The 18,704-nt window shown below is 53.4% G+C and carries 16 protein-coding genes; 7 read left to right on the forward strand and 9 right to left on the reverse strand.

Annotated features, from left to right (window positions below; genetic code table 11):
* Positions 1–15: 15 nt before the first annotated feature.
* Entirely contained in the window at positions 16–423 is a 408-nt protein-coding gene (locus HCX89_RS06595; protein ID WP_109248725.1) for a YccF domain-containing protein, read from the reverse strand.
* A 347-nt stretch (positions 424–770) separates the two neighbouring features.
* On the opposite strand from HCX89_RS06595, the gene HCX89_RS06600 reads away from it, so the two are divergent.
* Positions 771–1,709 (forward strand): pyridoxal-phosphate dependent enzyme, encoded by a 939-nt coding sequence (locus tag HCX89_RS06600; protein WP_109248734.1) that lies wholly within the window; start codon positions 771–773, stop codon positions 1,707–1,709.
* Between the two features lies 1 nt (position 1,710).
* Here HCX89_RS06600 and HCX89_RS06605 read toward each other — a convergent pair whose 3' ends face one another.
* Entirely contained in the window at positions 1,711–1,947 is a 237-nt protein-coding gene (locus HCX89_RS06605) for a hypothetical protein (RefSeq protein ID WP_037437240.1), read from the reverse strand.
* A 314-nt stretch (positions 1,948–2,261) separates the two neighbouring features.
* Positions 2,262–2,435: a hypothetical protein gene (locus HCX89_RS06610; protein ID WP_093983382.1), complete on the reverse strand. Its 174-nt coding sequence runs from the start codon at positions 2,433–2,435 to the stop codon at positions 2,262–2,264.
* A 513-nt stretch (positions 2,436–2,948) separates the two neighbouring features.
* Between HCX89_RS06610 and HCX89_RS06615 the strand changes: the two genes are divergently transcribed.
* On the forward strand, positions 2,949–4,520 hold the full coding sequence (locus tag HCX89_RS06615) for a mechanosensitive ion channel family protein (protein ID WP_167715401.1): 1,572 nt from the start codon (positions 2,949–2,951) through the stop codon (positions 4,518–4,520).
* 106 nt (positions 4,521–4,626) lie between these two features.
* On the opposite strand, the gene HCX89_RS06620 is transcribed toward HCX89_RS06615, so the two are convergent.
* The 5 genes from HCX89_RS06620 to HCX89_RS06640 all read right to left on the reverse strand — a co-directional run bounded on the left by HCX89_RS06620 (position 4,627) and on the right by HCX89_RS06640 (position 10,217).
* Positions 4,627–5,703, reverse strand: a complete 1,077-nt coding sequence (locus HCX89_RS06620) for a ketoacyl-ACP synthase III (RefSeq protein WP_028780812.1) — start codon at positions 5,701–5,703, stop codon at positions 4,627–4,629.
* 87 nt (positions 5,704–5,790) lie between these two features.
* Positions 5,791–6,462 carry a GntR family transcriptional regulator gene (locus HCX89_RS06625; RefSeq protein ID WP_025011106.1) on the reverse strand — a complete coding sequence of 224 codons (672 nt, stop codon included), beginning with the start codon at positions 6,460–6,462 and terminating at the stop codon, positions 5,791–5,793.
* A gap of 117 nt (positions 6,463–6,579) precedes the next feature.
* Positions 6,580–8,211, reverse strand: a complete 1,632-nt coding sequence (locus tag HCX89_RS06630; RefSeq protein WP_167715403.1) for an aldehyde dehydrogenase (NADP(+)) — start codon at positions 8,209–8,211, stop codon at positions 6,580–6,582.
* Between the two features lie 63 nt (positions 8,212–8,274).
* Positions 8,275–9,276: a 4-hydroxyproline epimerase gene (locus tag HCX89_RS06635; protein ID WP_107110591.1), complete on the reverse strand. Its 1,002-nt coding sequence runs from the start codon at positions 9,274–9,276 to the stop codon at positions 8,275–8,277.
* A gap of 26 nt (positions 9,277–9,302) precedes the next feature.
* Entirely contained in the window at positions 9,303–10,217 is a 915-nt protein-coding gene (locus HCX89_RS06640) for a dihydrodipicolinate synthase family protein (protein WP_167715405.1), read from the reverse strand.
* Between the two features lie 187 nt (positions 10,218–10,404).
* Between HCX89_RS06640 and HCX89_RS06645 the strand changes: the two genes are divergently transcribed.
* Positions 10,405–11,676, forward strand: coding sequence for an FAD-binding oxidoreductase (locus tag HCX89_RS06645; protein WP_167715407.1), 1,272 nt, complete (start codon positions 10,405–10,407; stop codon positions 11,674–11,676).
* A gap of 80 nt (positions 11,677–11,756) precedes the next feature.
* Here HCX89_RS06645 and HCX89_RS06650 read toward each other — a convergent pair whose 3' ends face one another.
* On the reverse strand, positions 11,757–14,084 hold the full coding sequence (locus HCX89_RS06650; protein WP_167715409.1) for an OmcA/MtrC family decaheme c-type cytochrome: 2,328 nt from the start codon (positions 14,082–14,084) through the stop codon (positions 11,757–11,759).
* Between the two features lie 340 nt (positions 14,085–14,424).
* On the opposite strand from HCX89_RS06650, the gene HCX89_RS06655 reads away from it, so the two are divergent.
* The 4 genes from HCX89_RS06655 to gmhB all read left to right on the forward strand — a co-directional run bounded on the left by HCX89_RS06655 (position 14,425) and on the right by gmhB (position 18,491).
* Entirely contained in the window at positions 14,425–15,069 is a 645-nt protein-coding gene (locus HCX89_RS06655; protein ID WP_025011103.1) for a 4Fe-4S dicluster domain-containing protein, read from the forward strand.
* A gap of 14 nt (positions 15,070–15,083) precedes the next feature.
* Positions 15,084–17,207 (forward strand): aldehyde ferredoxin oxidoreductase, encoded by a 2,124-nt coding sequence (locus HCX89_RS06660; protein WP_167715411.1) that lies wholly within the window; start codon positions 15,084–15,086, stop codon positions 17,205–17,207.
* A gap of 3 nt (positions 17,208–17,210) precedes the next feature.
* Positions 17,211–17,735: a hypothetical protein gene (locus HCX89_RS06665; RefSeq protein WP_025887193.1), complete on the forward strand. Its 525-nt coding sequence runs from the start codon at positions 17,211–17,213 to the stop codon at positions 17,733–17,735.
* A 201-nt stretch (positions 17,736–17,936) separates the two neighbouring features.
* On the forward strand, positions 17,937–18,491 hold the full coding sequence (gene gmhB, locus HCX89_RS06670) for a D-glycero-beta-D-manno-heptose 1,7-bisphosphate 7-phosphatase (protein ID WP_096142695.1): 555 nt from the start codon (positions 17,937–17,939) through the stop codon (positions 18,489–18,491).
* The last annotated feature ends 213 nt before the right edge of the window (positions 18,492–18,704 follow it).

The raw sequence follows: 18,704 nt of genomic DNA on the forward strand, positions 1-18,704 counted from the left end.
ACCTGGGCTTTGTGATTAATGAGAGGCAACCACTGTCTTGCCTATGGGCGTTAAAGAAAGCAAGGCCAGTTTTAGGTGCTGAATGCCAAAAGGTATGCCTATGATGGTGACAAAGCAGGCCAGGGCGTGGGTTAGGTGGCCTATCGCCAGCCAAATCCCGAACAGCAGGAACCAGATAATGTTGCCGATCATACCCAGGGCGCCGGTGCCCAAGTCTTCGCGGCCAGAGAGCCTGTCGCGGCTGATATGTTCCTGACCGAAGGGCCAGAATGCCAGTTCACCTATGACAAAGCAGGCGCGGCCGAATGGGATACCTATGATACTGATAAAACAGAGCAAGCCGACAAACCACCAGGCCAGCCCCATGACAAAGCCGCCAAGAATAAACCAGGCAATATTAAAAATAAGACGCAAAATAGCCATTGAGTGCTCCTTTAAATGGCGGATCAGCCACACAGTTTTGCTGTAAAGCTTGGGATATTTCGATTAATAGCTAGAAGCGTGCCATAATTATAACATGTTGAATAATATTGGATATTGCCATTTCTGAGCCTAGGCAGATGGCGGCGATTGGTGATTTATACCAATAAGTAGCGATAATCATCACAGAGTGGAGCCGCAAAGGATTAGCCTCCAAGCCATCACTTAGTCGGCATAAAGCCAACGGGTGCCTGTGAGGATTTGTGGCCTGAATCCTGTCCTCCTTGGCGGCAAACACATACAATAGCCATCCCTTGCACACCTTAGCCTTGAAATATATCGCCAGTGCCATGTCTTTAGCCGATTTCAAACTGGATAAAACCCCAGTTCAAGCCTTTGAGTTTCGAGGTCATCAGCTGTTTATCAAGCGCGATGATCTGCTTCATCCCAGTTTCAGTGGTAATAAGGCGCGCAAGTTCCGTTATTTCCTCGACCACGACTTTCCCGGTATCAAGCGCCTGATAGGTTATGGCTCGGCCCAGGCCAACTCACTCTACTCTATGGCGGCGCTGGCCAAACTCAAAGGTTGGCAGCTGGACTTTTATGTGGATCACCTGCCGGAATGGTTGCAGCGGCAACCCCTGGGTAACTATCGCGCCGCGTTGGAATTGGGCGCACGGGTGATTGCTGTAAAGAATACGCCCAAGGCCGAGTTGATGACCGGCATGACCCTGGAGGACTTTGTCAGGCAGCATATTGTGCCTGAGTGTGAGCACAGCCTGTTTGTTCCTGAAGGGGGCCGCTGTAGTTATGCCGAATACGGCGTGGCTCAGTTGGGCGCCGAGATTTTACAGTGGCAGCAGCAACAGGCTGCCCATAACCTCAAGCTGTTTTTGCCATCGGGGACAGGTACAACAGCACTGTTTCTACAGAAGTATTTTTGTGAGCAACAGGCTGATATTGAAGTGCTGACTTGCGCCGTGGTCGGCGGAGACAGTTACCTCAAGACCCAGTTGCTTGAGTTATCGCCCGATGAGGCATTGCATCCAACTATTGTTACACCCGAACGCAAGTATCATTTTGGCAAGTGTTACCCCGAGTTTTACCAACTTTGGCAAGAGCTGGAGCAAAGCGGTATCCGCTTTGAGCTCTTGTACGATCCGCTCGGCTGGCAAGTGTTGCTCGACTTCTTGCGACGTGAGGGCCACAGCCAGGTGTTGTATCTGCATCAGGGGGGGCTCCTTGGCAATGAGTCCATGCTTCCCAGATACAGGCGTAAATACGGCTGATTCAGACCAGCTGGTTGCGCTTGAGGATCTTATGAGTGCGCTCAGCCAAGCGCTGCAAGGATTTGAGATCGGCAAGCCCAGGCACCTCGTCATCGAGACGGGACTCCCAAAAGCATACCTCAGTGTCCAACATCTCCAGCATTTTCTTGGAGCAACCCAGGCATTTCCCGCCGCATAGGCTGGCTTCCGGCAAGTCCAGTGGAATACAGCGCCGGATCTCGCTAAGCAATGAGCGCATCGCTTCCGTGGTATTCGGTTTAATGGAGCCGGGTTTAGTCGCTCTGCTTTTAGTGGCTGTGATGGATTGATTCAAGGCAACACCGACAGATAAGTTTGTTAAGCATCAGCTTAATTCAAGTGGAAGGGTTGGAGAATGATCTGGCGCTTGATTTACTGTTTATCGCCATTTGGTCAGGCTGCTTCCCGGGATCACGGGAAAAGGCCTTGACCAAATGTGATGTTCTACCCGATTGCTGCTGGATAACAGTCCAATCTGCCTGAGCGTTCGATACAGTGAGAGGATAGGGGTATCGAGTGGGTATTTCGACAGTCTTACTTATTGGCGCTCAGCAACCACTTCATAAACTTGAGGGTTTCTGTACGCTTTGAGAAGGTTTGCTTCTTCTTGCCTTTGCTGTCGGTAAAGGCGATTGAGTTTTTGTTGATGGAAATTGAATCTACAGGGAAATTTACTGTGATTTCATGTCCGTTTACTTTGTATGACATAGGCCACACTCCTTATTTTCTGTTAGCGCCGATATTGGCATATACAATCTTAACTATAGAAAATCCTTAGCATTTATTGCGAAAGATGCGTTGGTTGACTATTGAATGTACTCAGTTTGTCAGCCTTTATCAAGCCCCCGACAGACTGAAGTGCAAAAATACACTCCGGGTGTCAGTAGAACATCAGACCATCGCCGCAGCACAGAGTTCACCACAGCTGTGTGACATTTCAATTAAACTCAGGAATTGTTAACTGAACGAATTTACTTAAGCGGCCTGGAGCGAGATGGGACGAGCTGAGGGTACCTTAATATCGTCGGCAATTATATCGACAGTTGGCTATAAGTCAAGCAGTATAAATACTGAGCCGATATATCCGGAACTACATGTTTCTGCTACTCTTTTTTGCTAAAGGTGCCAATAGCTCCCTGGTGTACTCTGGCTTGAACACAGCTTGAAGTGCTTACAGCGGATGGATTGGTACTTTATCTTATAGTGGCAAGGAGCGCGTTAATGAATAGAGTGTTGATTGGCATAGGATTATTTATTCTGTTGCTCTGGCCTGGGTTATGTCCGGCGGCCGAACCTGCACCGGAAACGCCAAGCGAGCAAAGTGCTGCAGCGGCTTATGAGTATCGCGACCCCTTGTTCAGGGATACCCCCAGAGGCGCCCTGCAGGGCTTTATGCAATACGCCAGAGACGGGGATTACCAAACCGCGGCCGAGTATCTGGATCTGCGTTTTCTTCCCACCGGCATGACAGCGGAGCAGGGGCCGCTCTATGCCAGACAGTTGCTGGCGATTATCGAGCGTAATCTCTGGCTCAACCCGCAAGAGCTGGATGATACCCCGGAGGGCAAAACCGACGACAAGCTGCCCGCCTATCGGGAGGGATTTGCCCGTTTGGAAGCCGAAAAAAAGGCCTATCAGCTCCTGTTGCAGCGGGTGCCTAGCTCTGAATACGGCAGTCTGTGGAAGGTTTCCAATGCCACGGTTGCCAAGCTTCCAAAACTTTACCAGGCCTTGGGCTATGGCCCTGTGGTGGAGTGGTTTATTGAGCACATTCCTGAAGGACGCCTGTTTACCCTGAATCTGTGGGAATGGGCGATGATGCTGGCCTATCTGGCGCTGGCGTTCTTATTCGTGGTACCTGTGACCTGGTTGCTGCAATGGCCGCTTTCACGTTCATTACACCCGCTCAAGGCTGAATTGGGCGCCTTTATTCGTGGCCCTCTGCGATTCTTTGCCGCTGTGGCACTCGATAGAGCCATGCTTGCCAACAGTACCTTGAGCGCTGCGATGCAGGAGATAGTCAACACAGGCTTTTTCTTTATTCTGGCCACAGTTTGGTTGATATGGGCGCTGGTGGGGCTGGCACAGAGCAGCCTTAGGGAGCGCTGGATAGCCAAGGGCAACAAACAGGCGGCCTCCTTGTTGCGACCTCTTGGAAATTTTCTGCGGGTGGCCCTGCTGAGCTTGGCGACCTTATTATGGCTTGAGCATCTGGGTTTTAATGCCGGCACTATACTGGCCGGGATGGGCATTGGCGGGCTGGCAATCGCTTTGGCCTCGAAACAGTCGATAGAAAACCTGATTGGCACCATCACCCTCTATTCAGCCGCGCCTATCAAGGTTGGCAATATCGGTAATTTCGGTGGCGTTCGCGGCACAGTGGAGGAGATAGGGCTACGTTGTACCCGCATCAGAACTCTGGATCGTTCTGTCATTCATATGCCAAACGCCAAGTTGGCCGAAATGGAGATAGAGAATATTTCAGAGCGGGAGAAAATCCGTTTCAAGACAGAGATACGTCTCGATTACAGCACAGATGCCAAACAGCTGCAGGCGATAATCAATGATATCAAAGCCTTGCTAAAGCAGCATGAGAAGGTGGACGAATCACCGATGCGGGTCACTTTCAAGGGTTTTGGCAACGCCGGGCTCGAGTTGAATGTACTGGCCTATGTCGGCACCACCAGTTTACCGGTTTATCAGGAAGTCGCCGAGGAGTTGCAGCTGGGGATAATGGCGATTGTCGCCGAGCACGGCAGCAAGATGGTGCCCGTATGGCCGGTTTCGGCCTGATGCCCAAGATTGAAAACGGCAGAGGCTAAAGCCTGTAGACAATGACAATAAAAACGGTGCCCACGGCACCGTTTTTTTAAACAGGTCATTCGGCTCAGGCTTTATCTCACGCCTTATCGCGATGGCAGAAATAGTCTACCGCGCGTTTTACCAGCTCAATACCTGTCTGCTCACATGGTGGCAGGCTGGCATCGCTCTGCTTCAGCGGCGTGACTCTATCACCCCATTTCAGCAGCAAGGCGGCGCTGGTGAGGCCGGCACCAAAGGCACAGGAAAGAATATGTTGTCCTGGCTTGATCATGCCTTTTTCCAACGCATCACAGATGGCAATAGGAATGGTGGCTGCCGAAGTGTTGCCATAGTTGGCTATGTTGACGAAGGCCTTCTCTTTGGGGATCTTCATTCTGTGTACCAGAGTGTCGATGATCCTCTCGTTGGCCTGATGGGGGATAACCCAATCGACTTCCTCTTTGTCCAGACCACACTTCTCCAACACCTGGGCGCTGAGTTTGCCCATGCCGTTGATGGCGCGTTTGAAGATCTCCTGGCCATCGAATTGGATGTAGAAGTCCAGTGACTCGGCAACAAATCTGTCCATGCCTGTACCAAAGCTGGCTTTGAGAATGTCGCGGCCACCTGGATCATTGTTGAGTTCATAGCCCAGTACGCCACATGGGCTGTCTGTCGCCTCCAGTACCACGGCACCTGCACCGTCACCGAACAGTACTGCGGTTTCTCTTCTTGACCAGTCGAGGTAGAAACTCAGACGTTCGGCGCCGACCACCAGGACTTTCTTGCATTGACCACTCTTGATTTGAGCGGTTGCCAAGCCAACCCCGTAGAGAAAACCACTGCAGGCGGCGTTGATGTCAAAGGCGGCGCAGTTGGCACCGACATTGGCCTGTACTGTTGAGGCTATGTTGGGGATCAGTGTGTCCGGGCTGGCGGTCGCCAGGATAATCATGTCCAGTTCGCTGCCTTCGATGCCGGCGGCGGCCAGCGCATGCTGAGCGGCTACAGTGGCCAATTCCGAGGTGTTGACGTGGCTGATATGGCGCTGGCTGATCCCTGTTCTGGGTTTAATCCATTCATCGGAAGTGTCGATAAAGGTGGCCAGATCATGGTTGGTCAGTACGGCGGGGGGAACGCACTTTCCCCAGCCGGTAATAGTGGCGTACTGCATTGAATTTACTCTCAAAATAAAAAGACAGAAGCCAGATCTGTCTTTTGGACAACTAAAGCGCTATTGCTTGGAAAGGGTCGTGATTTTTCAGCTCACCTGTTGGGCTACCAATTCACGAATGGCGTTGGCAGCGTGCAGTATGTGGGCCCTCAGCAGGACCACGGCCTCATCTATTTTCTTTTGCCGACATAATTGCAGCAGATCCCTGTGATCCTGCTCGGCTCTGGGGATCCCACCTGTCAGCAACAACTGTAAGCGAATATAGCGATCACAGTTGGTGTTCAGACCATGTACGACTTCCATGGTGTGGGGACGGTTGGCGGCGCGGTACAAACTTGTGTGGAACTCTGTGTTGAGTTCGCTCCAGCTGCCCACGGCATTATCCTGTTTAAAGGCGGATTCCAGTTTGTCCAGTACGGCTTCGGCCTGACGCAGATCTTCATCCTGCAGGTTTGGAATGGCTTTGGCAAGGAGATCAGTTTCAATCAGTGCTCTGAGTTCAAATAACTCGCTGACTTGCTCCACCGACAATTCGGTAGCCGTGGCGCCCTTATGGGCTTCAAACTTGACCAAGCCTTCGGCTTCCAGTTGCAAAAGGGCTTCCCTGACCGGAATCCGGCTGACATTCATCTCTTCTGCCAGAGCGCTCTGACGCAGCGGTTCGCCGGCTGCGATTTCACCTGAAAGAATTTTCTCCCGCAGCACTTCGACCACAACCTGGGTGCGCGTTTTATGAACGATGGGCGTAGTTCGGCTCATAGATCCCGTCTTTGTATACGTTATTCGGCTTTGATCCGAATAAGACTACAGCGAATGCTCAGATAAATAAAGGGAAACCACTTGGGTTTCCCTCTGCAATGCCGCGCAAGATGTGCTTTAGAAGTAGCGTGCGCCTGGGTGTTTATCCGAAACTTGCCCCTGGTTGAAGCTGTTTGTCAGCTCAGAAGGCAGGTTTTGCAGACTCAAAGGCCTGAGAAAACGCGCCATTGCCTGAGTGCCCACCGAAGTACTGCGCAGATCTGTGCTGGCAGGGAAGGGGCCACCATGGTTCATGGCATGGCAAACCTCGACGCCCGTTGGCATCTGATTAAAAATCAGTCTGCCCACCTTGTATTGCAGTGCCTCCAAAACGTCCGGATAACCTTGTAAGTCGCTGCTGGTGGCATGGACACTGGCGGTTAACTGGCCATCGAGCGCCTGGATCACAGCCTGCAGTTCGGCTTCACTTTTGGCCGTCACCAACAGGGCGAAGGGGCCGAACACTTCTTCCATTAGATCGGGGCTGGCAAGCAAGCTCTCGGCACCGGTTTCCAACAATAGTGGCCGGGTATGATGCAGCGCCGCGGCGGCTTTACCCTGAGCCAGCAATTCAAGGGCCGGATTGGCGAGCAGCTGCTTGCTCCGGGTTTGAAATGACTCGGCAATTCCCGGGGTTAACATGGGAGCTGCCTCGGTTTCAGTGATAGCCTGACTCAGGACGCTACGGTAACGTGCAAGGGCTTTTTGGCTGGATTCGCTGTCGGCCAATACCAGAATAAGCCCTGGGCTGGTACAGAATTGCCCCTGAGCCATCAACATCGACTGATGTTGATGGCCGGCGAGGGTTTCTGCCTCGGCTTGCAATTTACCCGGCAGCAGCAGCTGCGGGTTGATTGAGCCCAGTTCGCCATAGAAGGGAATGGGTTTGGCTCTGGCGGCGCAGCAATCGGCCAGGAGCCTCCCTACCTTGAATGAGCCGGTAAAGCCTACTGCCTGAATACCGCTGTGAGATACCAAGCCCGTCGATAGCTCTGGCCTGTGTCCCTGCAATAGGGAAAATACGGCGCTTGGCATATCGCAGCGAGAGATAGCGCGGGCAATGGCGCGGGCCACCAGTTCACTGGTGGCCGGGTGTGCAGGATGGCCCTTGACAATCACGGGGCAACCGGCTGCCAGTGCCGAGGCACTGTCACCGCCGGCGGTGGAAAATGCCAGCGGGAAGTTGGAGGCACCGAATACGGCAACCGGCCCGAGAGGCAGCTGGGTCAATCTGAGTTCGGGTTTGGGCAGCGGCGTGCGCTCGGGGTTGGCTTTGTCTATCAACAGAGGACTTGGCGTCTCTCTGAGCTCTGATGCGAACAGCCTGAGCTGATTGGCGGTGCGGCCAAGTTCGCCGTTTATCCGCGCTTGTGGCAGGCCGGATTCCAGCATTGCCGCCGCCGTGATAAGCACGCTGTCGTTTTCAAGCTCGGTGGCGATGGCCTCCAGGAAGGCGGCCCTGGCTTGCGGCCGTGTTTGCCGGTACTGAACAAAGGCGGCACCGGCCGCTGTGACTGCCGCATCTATCTGGCGCTCGCCGGCTTCAGCGAAACTGAGCGCCAGCGTTTGATTGGCGACCGGGTCCAGGCTTTGAAACCGTTCGACATCTGTCTCACTCTGCCATTGTCCGGCGATTAGATGTTGGCCGGTCAGTTGTGACGCTAACTCTTTGACGAGCGCCTCACGGCGATTGGGGATCTCTGTTGTCATGGGGTCTCCTTTAATGTGTGGGCACTTGAGTCTGGGCTATCCAGTGTTGACTGTGATGACAGCTCACAGCACCTGGAATCCATAGGCGTAAGGGTCCTCATCATCAACCAGGATACTGTTGTGCCCGGTGACTCTGGCCCAGCCTTGAATACTGGGCAAAATAGCCTCGAACTGGCCGACGCGGGTGGTGCCTTCGATACGGCCGATAAACTGGCTGCCAATGATGGATTCATGGGTGTAACTGTCTCCCGCGTTGAGCAGGCCTTTGGCGTGCAGCTGCGCCATCCTGGCACTGGTACCTGTGCCGCAGGGCGATCTGTCTATCGCCTTGTCACCGTAAAACACCGCATTGGCGCCATTGGATTCCGGGCTCAGGCAATCGCCTGTCCACAGTACATGACTGATGCCCTGAACTGTGGCGTCATCCGGGTGAACACATTCGAGCTGCTCCCTGGCCGCTTCCCGTACCAGTGGGCTCCAGCGCAGAATATCGGCGGCGCTCCATTGCCTGAGTCCGGGAAAGTTTTCTTGCGGATCCACTATTACGTAAAAGTTGCCGCCGTAGGCCACATCTACCTTGAGGCAGCCAAGGCCGGGTACGTCGATGACTTTATCCGCGTGGGCGAGATAAGCGGCAACGTTGTAGAGCTTTACCCAGTCGACTTTGGCGCCACTGCGTTGATACTCGATGCGTATTTGGCCTGCGGGCACATCGAGCAGCAGTTCACCTTCCCGGCGCGGTGTCAACAAGCCGGCTTCCAGTGCGGCGGTGACTGTGCCTATGGTGCCATGGCCGCACATGGGCAGGCAGCCACTGGTTTCGATAAACAGAATAGAGCCGTCGGCATCGGCCGAGCAGGGCGGGTAGAGAAAAGCCCCGGACATCATGTCATGGCCTCTGGGTTCGAACATCAACGCCTGACGGATCCAGTCAAACTGCGAGAGAAAATGCTGGCGTTTTTCGCTCATGGTCTGGCCCTTAAGTTCAGGATGGCCACTGGTTACCAGGCGTACCGGGTTGCCACAAGTGTGGGCATCGATACAGAAAAAAGTCCCTTTGAGCATAAGTTCTCCTTGGTGCCGCTCTTGGCTCAGTCCAGATTGTACTTGTCGAGGTCTATGCGCGTTGCCAGTGCCTGCTCAAGCAGTTGCTGTACATAGGCGCGATCTTCGCCTTCCAGAGGCAATCTTGGCATGCGTACATGTTCACTGCCGCGTCCCACCAGTTCTTCAGCCAGCTTGATGCACTGTACCAGAGTCGGGATGGTGTCCAGTCTCAGCAGCGGCATAAACCAGCGATACAGCTCTCTGGCTTCCTGCAGTCGGCCGGCGCGGGCTAGGCGGTATAAGGTAACAGACTCTCTCGGGAAGACATTTGTCAGGCCGGATATCCAGCCATCGGCTCCCAGAAGCAGTGACTCGAGGGCAATATCATCGACACCGCAAAAGACGATGAAACGGTCGCCGAAGCGGCTCTGCAGTTCGGTCAGACGGCGGGTGTCTGTAGTCGATTCCTTAATGGCGACTATGTTGGGCTCTTTGGAGAGTTCGGCGGTCATTTCCAAATTGATGTCCACTCCATAGCTCACCGGGTTGTTGTAGATCATGATGGGCAGGGTGGTTGCGCGGGCGACGTGGCGGTAATGCGCCAGCACTTCTCTGTCTGTGCCGCGATAAACCACGGCGGGCAATAACATTAGGCCATCGACACCAAGAGCGGCCACATCTTTGGCGTATTCGGCAGCTTGCTCGGCACTGTGCTCGGTGCAGCCGGAGATCACCGGAATTCGCCCGGCGACGGTTTCGACTGTATGTTTGATAAAGGCGCGCTTCTCGGCCGCGCTCAAAGAGGCGTTCTCGCCCACAGTGCCCAGCGCTATGATGCCGTCAATACCGTCGTGGATCAGGGCTTCCAGCATACGGCGATTGGAGTCAAAGTTGATTGAGCCATCGGCATTGAATTGGGTTGAAATTGCAGGATACACCCCTTGCCAGTTTGGTTTCATGGTACAGACCTCTTGTTGATTTAGTTGTCGTTCTTTATCCCTTGCGGGCTAACAGCTGTGGATATTGTCAGAGATAAGGTATATTGTATACAAAAATATTTAACCAAACACAATCAGTGATCGTGGTGCTTGGGAAAAGCGTTTCGTTATTTAAGGCTTTTGGCTGCCCGGCGCAGGGAGAAAACAGATGAACAGCAAACAAGATGGCACAGTGTCCTCAAAGGGAGAACTGACGGTTTTAGGGGGCGGCATAGTCGGGCTTTGCTGCGCCATAGCCGCGCAAAAGCAGGGATTCAAGGTGAGCCTGTTGGATAAAGATGAGCCGGGGCGAGGGGCCTCTTTCGGTAATGCCGGACATTTTGCCACCGAGCAGATGTTTCCGCTGGCGTCTTTCTCTCTTGTGCCTCGGCTCCCTGGAATGTTGCTGGACCCGCAAGGCCCGTTTCGGATCCGTCCCGGGTATTTTTTCAAAGCCTTGCCTTGGTTTTGCCGCTTTATGGCCAATATGTTGCCCGCCAAACGACGTAAAAATGGTGCGGCGATCGCGGCTTTGAACCGTGAAGCCATAGGCGCCATGCGTCGGTTGCTGGCACAAGCCGAGGCCAGCGAGTTGATGTGTGAAAACGGCAGCCTGCTGTTGTTCGAGCAGGATGCAAAAGCTGCCCGGCAGGAGTATGAGGCCTATACCAAGGCCGGTGTGGCGGTGAAGCTATTGAGTGGTGATGAAGTCAGGCGGCTTGAGCCTTCGCTGTCCGGCAATATCAAGGCTGCACTGTTTTTCACTGAGGTGGCGCATACGCCATCACCTTTTGAACTCTGCAAGCGTTTGGAGTTGCACTTCAAGGCACTCGGTGGGCAGGTACTGCGCGCCGAGATCGATAAATTGCAGCCGGACAAGCAAGGTGTCCGCCTCGGTGACAGTCAGGGGCAATCCTGGCACTGCGACAGACTATTGCTCTGCTGCGGCGCCTGGTCCAAACCCCTGGTGCAGCAATTGGGCCATGAGGTGCCGCTGGATACCGAACGCGGTTATCACCTGATGATGCCGCAAGTCAGCGGTTTGTCTCGCCCTGTGGCGTCGTTCGAGCGTAAGTTTATCATTACCCCAATGCGCGGCGGTACCCGTTTGGCCGGCACTGTGGAGTTCGGCGGGCTCAAGGCGCCCATGGATCCCTCCAGGGCCGATTGTTTGCTGCCCCATGCCCAGGCGCTGCTGCCAAAGGTATTTTCCTCTGCCAGTGCCGAACAAGGTGAGCGCTGGATGGGGTTCAGACCCTCTTTGCCGGATAGTTTGCCGATACTGGGAGCGAGCTTGAAGCAGAAGGGCGTTTGGTTTGCCTTTGGTCATCAACATCTTGGGCTGACCTGGGCGGCGATAACGGCAGAGTTGCTGGCCAGCGAGTTTGATGGTGACGAGCCGGCGTTATCACTGCATCCTTACCGGATTGACAGGTTTTGAGCCCGGGAGCCTGTTCACATTCAAATGCAAAATAGAAAAACGGCGCCGAGGCGCCGTTTTTGCCGATGGGAGCGAGTGGGTCAGTCTTTGAGGCCGTGCATCATGTCGACGCCGGTATTACGTCCCTCGGCGTGACAAACGGCGCAGCTCTCGCTGCCACTCTGATAGACAGGGCCGCCGCTGGCATCTTTGCGGAAAACACCGCCGAAGGCTTCGGCATGGCTGGCCCATTTTTCCACTTGGATATGACAGCCACCACAGGCTGCAACCGTGGGAGAATACTCGGCGATTTGGCCTTTCTCGGTTGCGCCGGGAGTGGCAACCAACACGGAGGCGCTCTGACTCAGGCCATCCAGCGTAAGCTGGCCCTTGATATGACAGGCGCGGCAATCACTGGCCGGTTTCGGATAGGTGGCCGCCTCTCTGTCGGCGCCCATTCCGGCCACAGTGCGGGTACCACTGTGCAGCGAATGCACCATTTCCCTGTAGTTCAGACTGTTGTTCAGGGTACGGATCGCTTTTATTTGATCCATGCCAGGAGTGTGTTTCAGTCCGGCATTCAGGTACATGTTAGTGCCATTGTTGTGGCAGTCGTTGCAGCTCTTGTCGGTCAGGGCCGTAGCTCCTTGAGGCGCATGACAACTGCCGCAGTTGTCATTGCCCGGCTGGAAGCGGCTCGCCAGAGTATGAGCGCTGACAACCCGCTGCTGCATGTCGCTGTCATGACAGCGCCGACAGGCAGCCTCATCGGCAAGGGCTTTATTACTCGCCGCAGAGCCTGTGAGTGACAAGGGGTTATCGGCAATCACCTCGATGCGGGTAGCGCTTGTATCACAAGCCACAGCAAAGCCTGTCGCGGGATCGGCGCAGACAAGCAGTTTGGCTTGCACCCGAGTCTTGTCCGGCTCACCAAAGTCCGCTGCCTGAAGCGGGCCTATGGCAGCGCTGAGGCTGTGTCCCTGCATGGCCAGGCTGACATCGGCCCCAGGGTTGGCCAAATTCCAAATTTTGCGCTGACCGTTGTTGAGCGGGCGATTGGCAGGTTCGGGATCGCCACTGACCGTTAACCACAATGACTCTATGGCCGGATCGTCTGCAGGCAGGCGGCCTTGGCTGCGAAAATCCAGGCTGATACTCAGCTTGTCGCCATCAATAGCGGCGGAGGAAAGCGCAAAGGCATACTCCTGTTTGATGAGTTTGCTTGTCCTGCCAAGGCTCCGGTGGATTTTACCCGCGCCCTCTGGGTTGCTGGCATCCGGATGGCAGCCTGAGCAGCTTTGTTGCCAGCCTCTGGGGAAGAGTTCTCTATCGTGGAATAAAGCACTGGCGCTGCCATTCCAGCCCTCGGGGGCATCCTTACTGTGGCAGCTCAGGCAGCTGTTATTGCCGGGAATAAAGTATTGGTTGGCCTGCGGCGCCGCATCGGGAATATGACAGCTGTTACAATCCTTGATATCACCGGGATAGTGCAATTGGCTGTAGTCATATTCATGGCCCTGATAGCCAACGACCTTGTACTCGCCTTGGTGAATTTTGTGAGTCAGGGTCGCCATATCAAGCGCCGAGCCGGTTTCTGGGTCGCCCGAGTAACTGGTGTGACACATGACGCAGCCTTCAAAGGCAAAACGCTTGCTGCCGTGCATCAACAAACGCGCCTCACTGTTATCCCTGTCACTGCCGTGGCAGCGATAGCAGGCCTGCTGCTGATCTATCAATACCCGGCTGTCTTCGGTAGCGGCGGCTTGGCCGGTTGCCGGAATAAAGTCATAGACACTGTTGATCAGCATGCTGCTCAGTGAGCTGTCTGCAGCGGGCTTGAGTTCCAGATAGACCCTGTGAGTCTTGTCACTCTCGTAATGGGTATCGAGCCCTTCAAAGCTTGGGTATTGATTGAGCGTCTTGCTGAATTGATAGCGGTAACGCCCCTGGCCCAGGCTCTGCAGGCAGTCGAGTTTACAGTCACTCTCAATCCCGGCTTGCCACTGCGCTGCGGCCTGGGCTGTGGCACCTGTACCCGGCTCAACCAGTTTATTGATATAGCTTATCCATTGGGGAGCGCGGCTTATCTCATAGCGCCCTTCCGCTGGCCTTGTATCACCGTACATGGGTTGAGCACTGCCCAGCTTGGCTATGCCCATGGCCAAGGCTGATACCTGCTCCAGTTGTTCCAGTCCGGTCACGGCAACGCCGTTGGCGTCGCTTAAGAAAAAGTCGACCGAAACCCGGGTTTGCTCATCTATGGTTACGGCTTCGATATTGGCCTGCAGTGATTTGGCTTTGGCAATATTGATCCCCACTTCTCCCGGAGGACCCACCTGGCCGTCATCGCCATCGGAACATGCAGCCAATAAGCAAACCACCAGTGGGGATAGTTTCCACCAGGCGTTTTTAGGCTTGAATTTCATCATTTCCCATTCCTTTATGTTTTAGATTCTGTCGGGATGTCTAATTAGGAATGTATGCAGGCCTTAATCTATTTAATTTGAATAATTTATCTGTGACCATCGTCAATTTGTTCCAGCTATAACTGATAAGCGTAGGTTTGGTCTAAGTTGTTTTTTCTGATTTTTGAAAGAGTGAAAAATTAATATTTGATTTGAGTTTTAGTTAATGAGTTTGGTCGGTTATCCTGTGAGTAAATGTGACTCAGATTGGGAAAAAATGTCTGGATTTAATTAGCATGAATTGTCGGGTATTTGGTGTATGCATATTTAAATAATATTTCTTAAACTAATTAAGGAACGCAATATGATTACCAGACGAGGAATGCTGAAAGGGAGTATGGGGGCAGCCGTAGGCACTGTCTATGGTGGAACGCTCATCAGCTTTCTTACCGGTTGTGGCAGTGACAATGACAGCGATGAAAAGGTTGAGGTGTTACCCGGTGGTTTGATGGTGGTTAATCCGGTTATCTGCGTCAGTTGCCGTCGCTGTGAAATCGCCTGTGGCTGGAACCATGAAGGCGATTGCAGCCCAACCCTGGCAAGGGTCAAAGTCGAACACAACATGAACTATGGGCCTCATGGTGTGCAGTTTAATTACACAGAGCAGCGGGGGGAATGCGGCGATCGCACTGTGGTGCCTGCCACCTGTCGTCATTGTGAAGTTTGTACACAGGTATGTCCGCAGCAGGCCATTTCAACTCATCCGGAAACCGGCGCTAAAGTGATAGATGAAAAGCGCTGCGTTGGCTGTGGTTATTGCGCCGATAAATGTCCACAACAAGTGATTAAAGTCGTACGCAGCAAAATGAAAGCCGTGAAATGCGACCTGTGTCAGGGCGAGCCGGCCTGTGCTCAGGTTTGTCCGACAGGTGCGATTAAATTTTATACCTGGGAACAGGCGGAAGCCGCGCTCGAACAATATGAAAAATATACTGGCCTGATCGGTTAATGAGGTAATTGAAAATGACAGATAAACTTGGCGGATGGGCTGGTAAAGTATTAAGGGTTAATTTAACAACCGGCAATATTACGACAGAATCAACAAATAAATATCATGACTATATAGGTGGTATGGGGATAGGCTACAAGATCCTTTGGGATGGCCATAAAGATAATATCAAGGCCACAGATCCTGAAAATATTATTGTATTCTCAGCCGGTCCGCTAACCGGTTCTGGGGTGATCTGTACGGGTCGTACCACTATAACTTCCCGCAGCCCGGTGATTAAAGATCATCTGATCTCCGATGGTCATTTCGGTGGTCACTTTTCACCGGCAATGAAATATGCCGGATTTGATGCCATCGCCATTGAAGGCCGCGCCGCCGCACCGGTATGGCTCAGGGTTGAAGACGGCAAAGTCACGCTGGAATCGGCTGCCGCGCTCTGGGGCAAGGGGATTTTTGATACCCACGCCATGATAGCTGAAATGATGGGCCCCAATGCCCAGGTGGCTGCCATAGGTCAGGCAGGGGAGAATCAGGTGCCCCTGTCAGTGATTATGACTCAAGGTGGACACTCAGCCGGAGGTCATGGCGCCGTGCTCGGGTCAAAGAACTTCAAAGGGATAGGCATCATAGGTACAGGGGCCGTGGCCATTGCCGCCGATAATGCCAACATGCGTCGGCTCGATGACCATATTCTGGGGATAATAGGCGCCAATAACCAAGGGGTTGTGCCATCTACTCCCCAGTCCTGGGCCGAATATTCCAATAGTGGTAGTCGCTGGAAGGCGCGTCCCGGACTTAAATGGGGGCAATCGGATCAACAGATTGAGCTGGGCGAGGTACCCTGGAATGAACGTAACAAGGTAGGATTCCGTACCTCAATGGCCGAGATGTACTTCGGTGAAGAGTACGCCAACAAGTGGATGAAGCGCACCGGTGGTTGTCATGCCTGCCCCATTCGCTGCTTCTGTGAGCTCAAGGTGCCTGAGCTGAAACAGAAATATGGCCGTAAGAGCGAGCATATCTCCAACGTCTGTATGGGATTCCTGGCGCCTCAGTATCTGATGGATACCAAGAAAGGTTCGGAAGAGCACGCGATGACAGGTGCTCTGGGCGGCAACCTGATCGACGATTACGGCATCTGGTGTAACTACGGCCTGATTTCGCACCTGTTCAAGTACCTCAAAAAACACGATATGTTCCAATATCTGTTGCCCAAAGAGGAGTTTGACAGCATCCCTTGGGATCTGTGGGACAAGAAAGATCCGGCGTTCCTTATCGATTTTTACCGCCGTATCGCCTATCGCGAAGGGGAAATTGCCCATATGGCCGATGGCATGTCGGATCTGATTGATCGCTGGAAACTGGATGGGCGTAACCCGGATCTCGGTTATTGGGATATCCACAAAGAATCCTCGGTGAAAATTTTCAATAAGAAGACCAACGCCGCCGTGCACCATGCCAGCGAGACCGCAGGGCAGGTGGGCACCCTGATCAACATGGTGTTCAACCGCGATGCCCAGTGTCACTCCCATATCAATATTGTTAACTGCGGCTTGCCTCAGGACATGATAGAAACCATAGCCGCCGAATTCTGGGGCGAAGGGGCCTTCGATAAGGTGAAGTGGTACACTCCAATCAACCCGGCCAAGGTTAAGTTTGCCAAGTGGTCTTTGGTAAAAAACGTGCTGCACGATTCATTGACTCTCTGTAACTGGATGTTCCCCTTGCTGGCTTCGCCGGACAAGAATCGCAACTACCGCGGAGACAGCACCATAGAATCGCAGATGTTCTCTCTGGTCACAGGCAAGGAAGTGACTGAGACTGAGCTCGACTTTATGGCCGAGCGGGTACTGCATCTGCACCGAGCGCTGACCATCATTCAAATGAATGAGATGAATATGCGCAATGAGCACGATGTGCTTTGCGACTGGGTTTACGACCTGGATCCCGACAAAGCCTTTGGCGATGAAGGCACCATCAAGATGGACAGGGACGATATTCAAAAGGCGTTGGATATGTTCTATGACGATTTTGGTTGGGACAGGCAAACCGGGGCACCGCTGAGGTCAACCCTGGAAAAATTCGGCCTGGGTTACGCCGCCGATGCGCTGGAGTCCCGTGGCTTGTTGCCGGGATAAGCCATGCTGGAACTGGTGGACTTTATCCGGTTGTTCAGCCAACACGGACGTCTGGTTTCCCTGCCGCAGCTGTTGGCTGTGGCGGGGGATGACTCAGAGAATACTGTGGATGCGGTGCAAGAATATATCCGTTTGATCCTGGCGCCTGAACACAGGGATCTGAAGATGCGCATATCTGAGGATGAGCACTTCTTCTATTCAGACCGTTACATGGTAGACAGCTATGCCAACCGTTGGTTGGCACTGCAACGCGGGGAGGTTGCCGCGACCCTGGCGCAGCAGATACGCGAAGCCAGTTGTCGCCATACCGCGGTGCTTGAGGCTTCAGTTTTGGGGTTTCCCCCCTACAACCTAGATGCCGAAGCGCAGCAGGCGCTGCGACAACAATTGCTGGCGATGCCGGAATATGACGACATACGTTATGACACCGGCAGCGATGGCAAGGGGTATTACTTTTCTACCGATGGCCTGAGTCCTGAATATGCCAGAGTGCTTGCAGACTACGACCCGTTTGAATGGTCATGCTGAGCCCGGAAGTCTGATGTCTCCCTGCGGGCGTGCTCCCGAACATCAGGCACCCGGGGTCAGCGCCCATCTCCCACCCCGGGCCTGAATGCCCGGGTTTTTCTTATTCTATGTCCTGAAGCTCACAACATAAGTCTGTTCTCACAGTGCATTTTGCCCCAATGAGTGGAATAATATCGCCATTCGCTTTCTGGGAGGCAAACAGTGAACCGAGCGGTTTTTTTGGATAGAGATGGTGTAATCAATGTCGATCACGGCTATGTGCACCAAATAGATGATTTTGAATATATCGAAGGCGTCTTCGATGCTTGCCTGGCGTTGAAGCAACAAGGCTATAAGCTGGTGGTGGTGACCAATCAGTCAGGGATTGCCCGTGGGCTCTACACTGAAGAGCAGTTTGCCAGCCTGACCGAATGGATGGATTGGAACTTTGCCGATAAGGGCGTGGATCTCGATGGTATCTATTACTGCCCACACCATCCGGAGAAGGGCATAGGTGAATACAAGCAGGATTGTGATTGCCGTAAACCCAAGGCGGGAATGATCAACAGTGCTGCCAGTTTTCTTAAGCTGGATCTTGCTGCCAGTGTAATGGTCGGTGACAAGGCCGATGATATGCGCGCCGCCAAAGCGGCGGGGATCCCGGTGCGGATCCTGGTCAGAAGTGGCAAAGAGGTGACTCAGGAAGCCATGGATGAGGCGAGCGTAGTACTGGATAGCATTGCCGATGTCCCTAAATATCTGGCATCACTGGCCTAATTTGGCGGATTATTGGACTTCTTGGTGTAATAGTAATCACTCGAAGACTTTGATAAGAAAAATCGCCTTTTAGGGGTTGCGCAAAAATTCAGGCTCCCTATAATGCGCAACCACTGACCCGCGACAGGGTCTGGAAGTCAAAGATTCAAGCATCGAATGCTTTAAGTTGAAATGCTTGGCTGGCTTCTTTTGCTCTTTAACAATCTATCAAGC

Origin of the sequence: Shewanella sp. Iso12 (assembly GCF_012030025.1) — a bacterium.
Lineage (GTDB): Bacteria > Pseudomonadota > Gammaproteobacteria > Enterobacterales > Shewanellaceae > Shewanella > Shewanella algae.

Bases quoted from the DNA above. Each gene is read 5' to 3' on its own strand.
- HCX89_RS06640 (WP_167715405.1), bottom strand. From the start codon at position 10,217: ATGAAACCAAACTGGCAAGGGGTGTATCCTGCAATTTCAACCCAATTC.
- HCX89_RS06605 (WP_037437240.1), bottom strand. From the start codon at position 1,947: ATGCGCTCATTGCTTAGCGAGATCCGGCGCTGTATTCCACTGGACTTG.
- HCX89_RS06595 (WP_109248725.1), bottom strand. From the start codon at position 423: ATGGCTATTTTGCGTCTTATTTTTAATATTGCCTGGTTTATTCTTGGC.
- HCX89_RS06660 (WP_167715411.1), top strand. From the start codon at position 15,084: ATGACAGATAAACTTGGCGGATGGGCTGGTAAAGTATTAAGGGTTAAT.
- HCX89_RS06665 (WP_025887193.1), top strand. From the start codon at position 17,211: ATGCTGGAACTGGTGGACTTTATCCGGTTGTTCAGCCAACACGGACGT.
- HCX89_RS06630 (WP_167715403.1), bottom strand. From the start codon at position 8,211: ATGACAACAGAGATCCCCAATCGCCGTGAGGCGCTCGTCAAAGAGTTA.
- HCX89_RS06645 (WP_167715407.1), top strand. From the start codon at position 10,405: ATGAACAGCAAACAAGATGGCACAGTGTCCTCAAAGGGAGAACTGACG.
- HCX89_RS06610 (WP_093983382.1), bottom strand. From the start codon at position 2,435: ATGTCATACAAAGTAAACGGACATGAAATCACAGTAAATTTCCCTGTA.
- HCX89_RS06635 (WP_107110591.1), bottom strand. From the start codon at position 9,276: ATGCTCAAAGGGACTTTTTTCTGTATCGATGCCCACACTTGTGGCAAC.
- HCX89_RS06620 (WP_028780812.1), bottom strand. From the start codon at position 5,703: ATGCAGTACGCCACTATTACCGGCTGGGGAAAGTGCGTTCCCCCCGCC.
- HCX89_RS06625 (WP_025011106.1), bottom strand. From the start codon at position 6,462: ATGAGCCGAACTACGCCCATCGTTCATAAAACGCGCACCCAGGTTGTG.
- HCX89_RS06615 (WP_167715401.1), top strand. From the start codon at position 2,949: ATGAATAGAGTGTTGATTGGCATAGGATTATTTATTCTGTTGCTCTGG.
- HCX89_RS06655 (WP_025011103.1), top strand. From the start codon at position 14,425: ATGATTACCAGACGAGGAATGCTGAAAGGGAGTATGGGGGCAGCCGTA.
- HCX89_RS06600 (WP_109248734.1), top strand. From the start codon at position 771: ATGTCTTTAGCCGATTTCAAACTGGATAAAACCCCAGTTCAAGCCTTT.
- HCX89_RS06650 (WP_167715409.1), bottom strand. From the start codon at position 14,084: ATGATGAAATTCAAGCCTAAAAACGCCTGGTGGAAACTATCCCCACTG.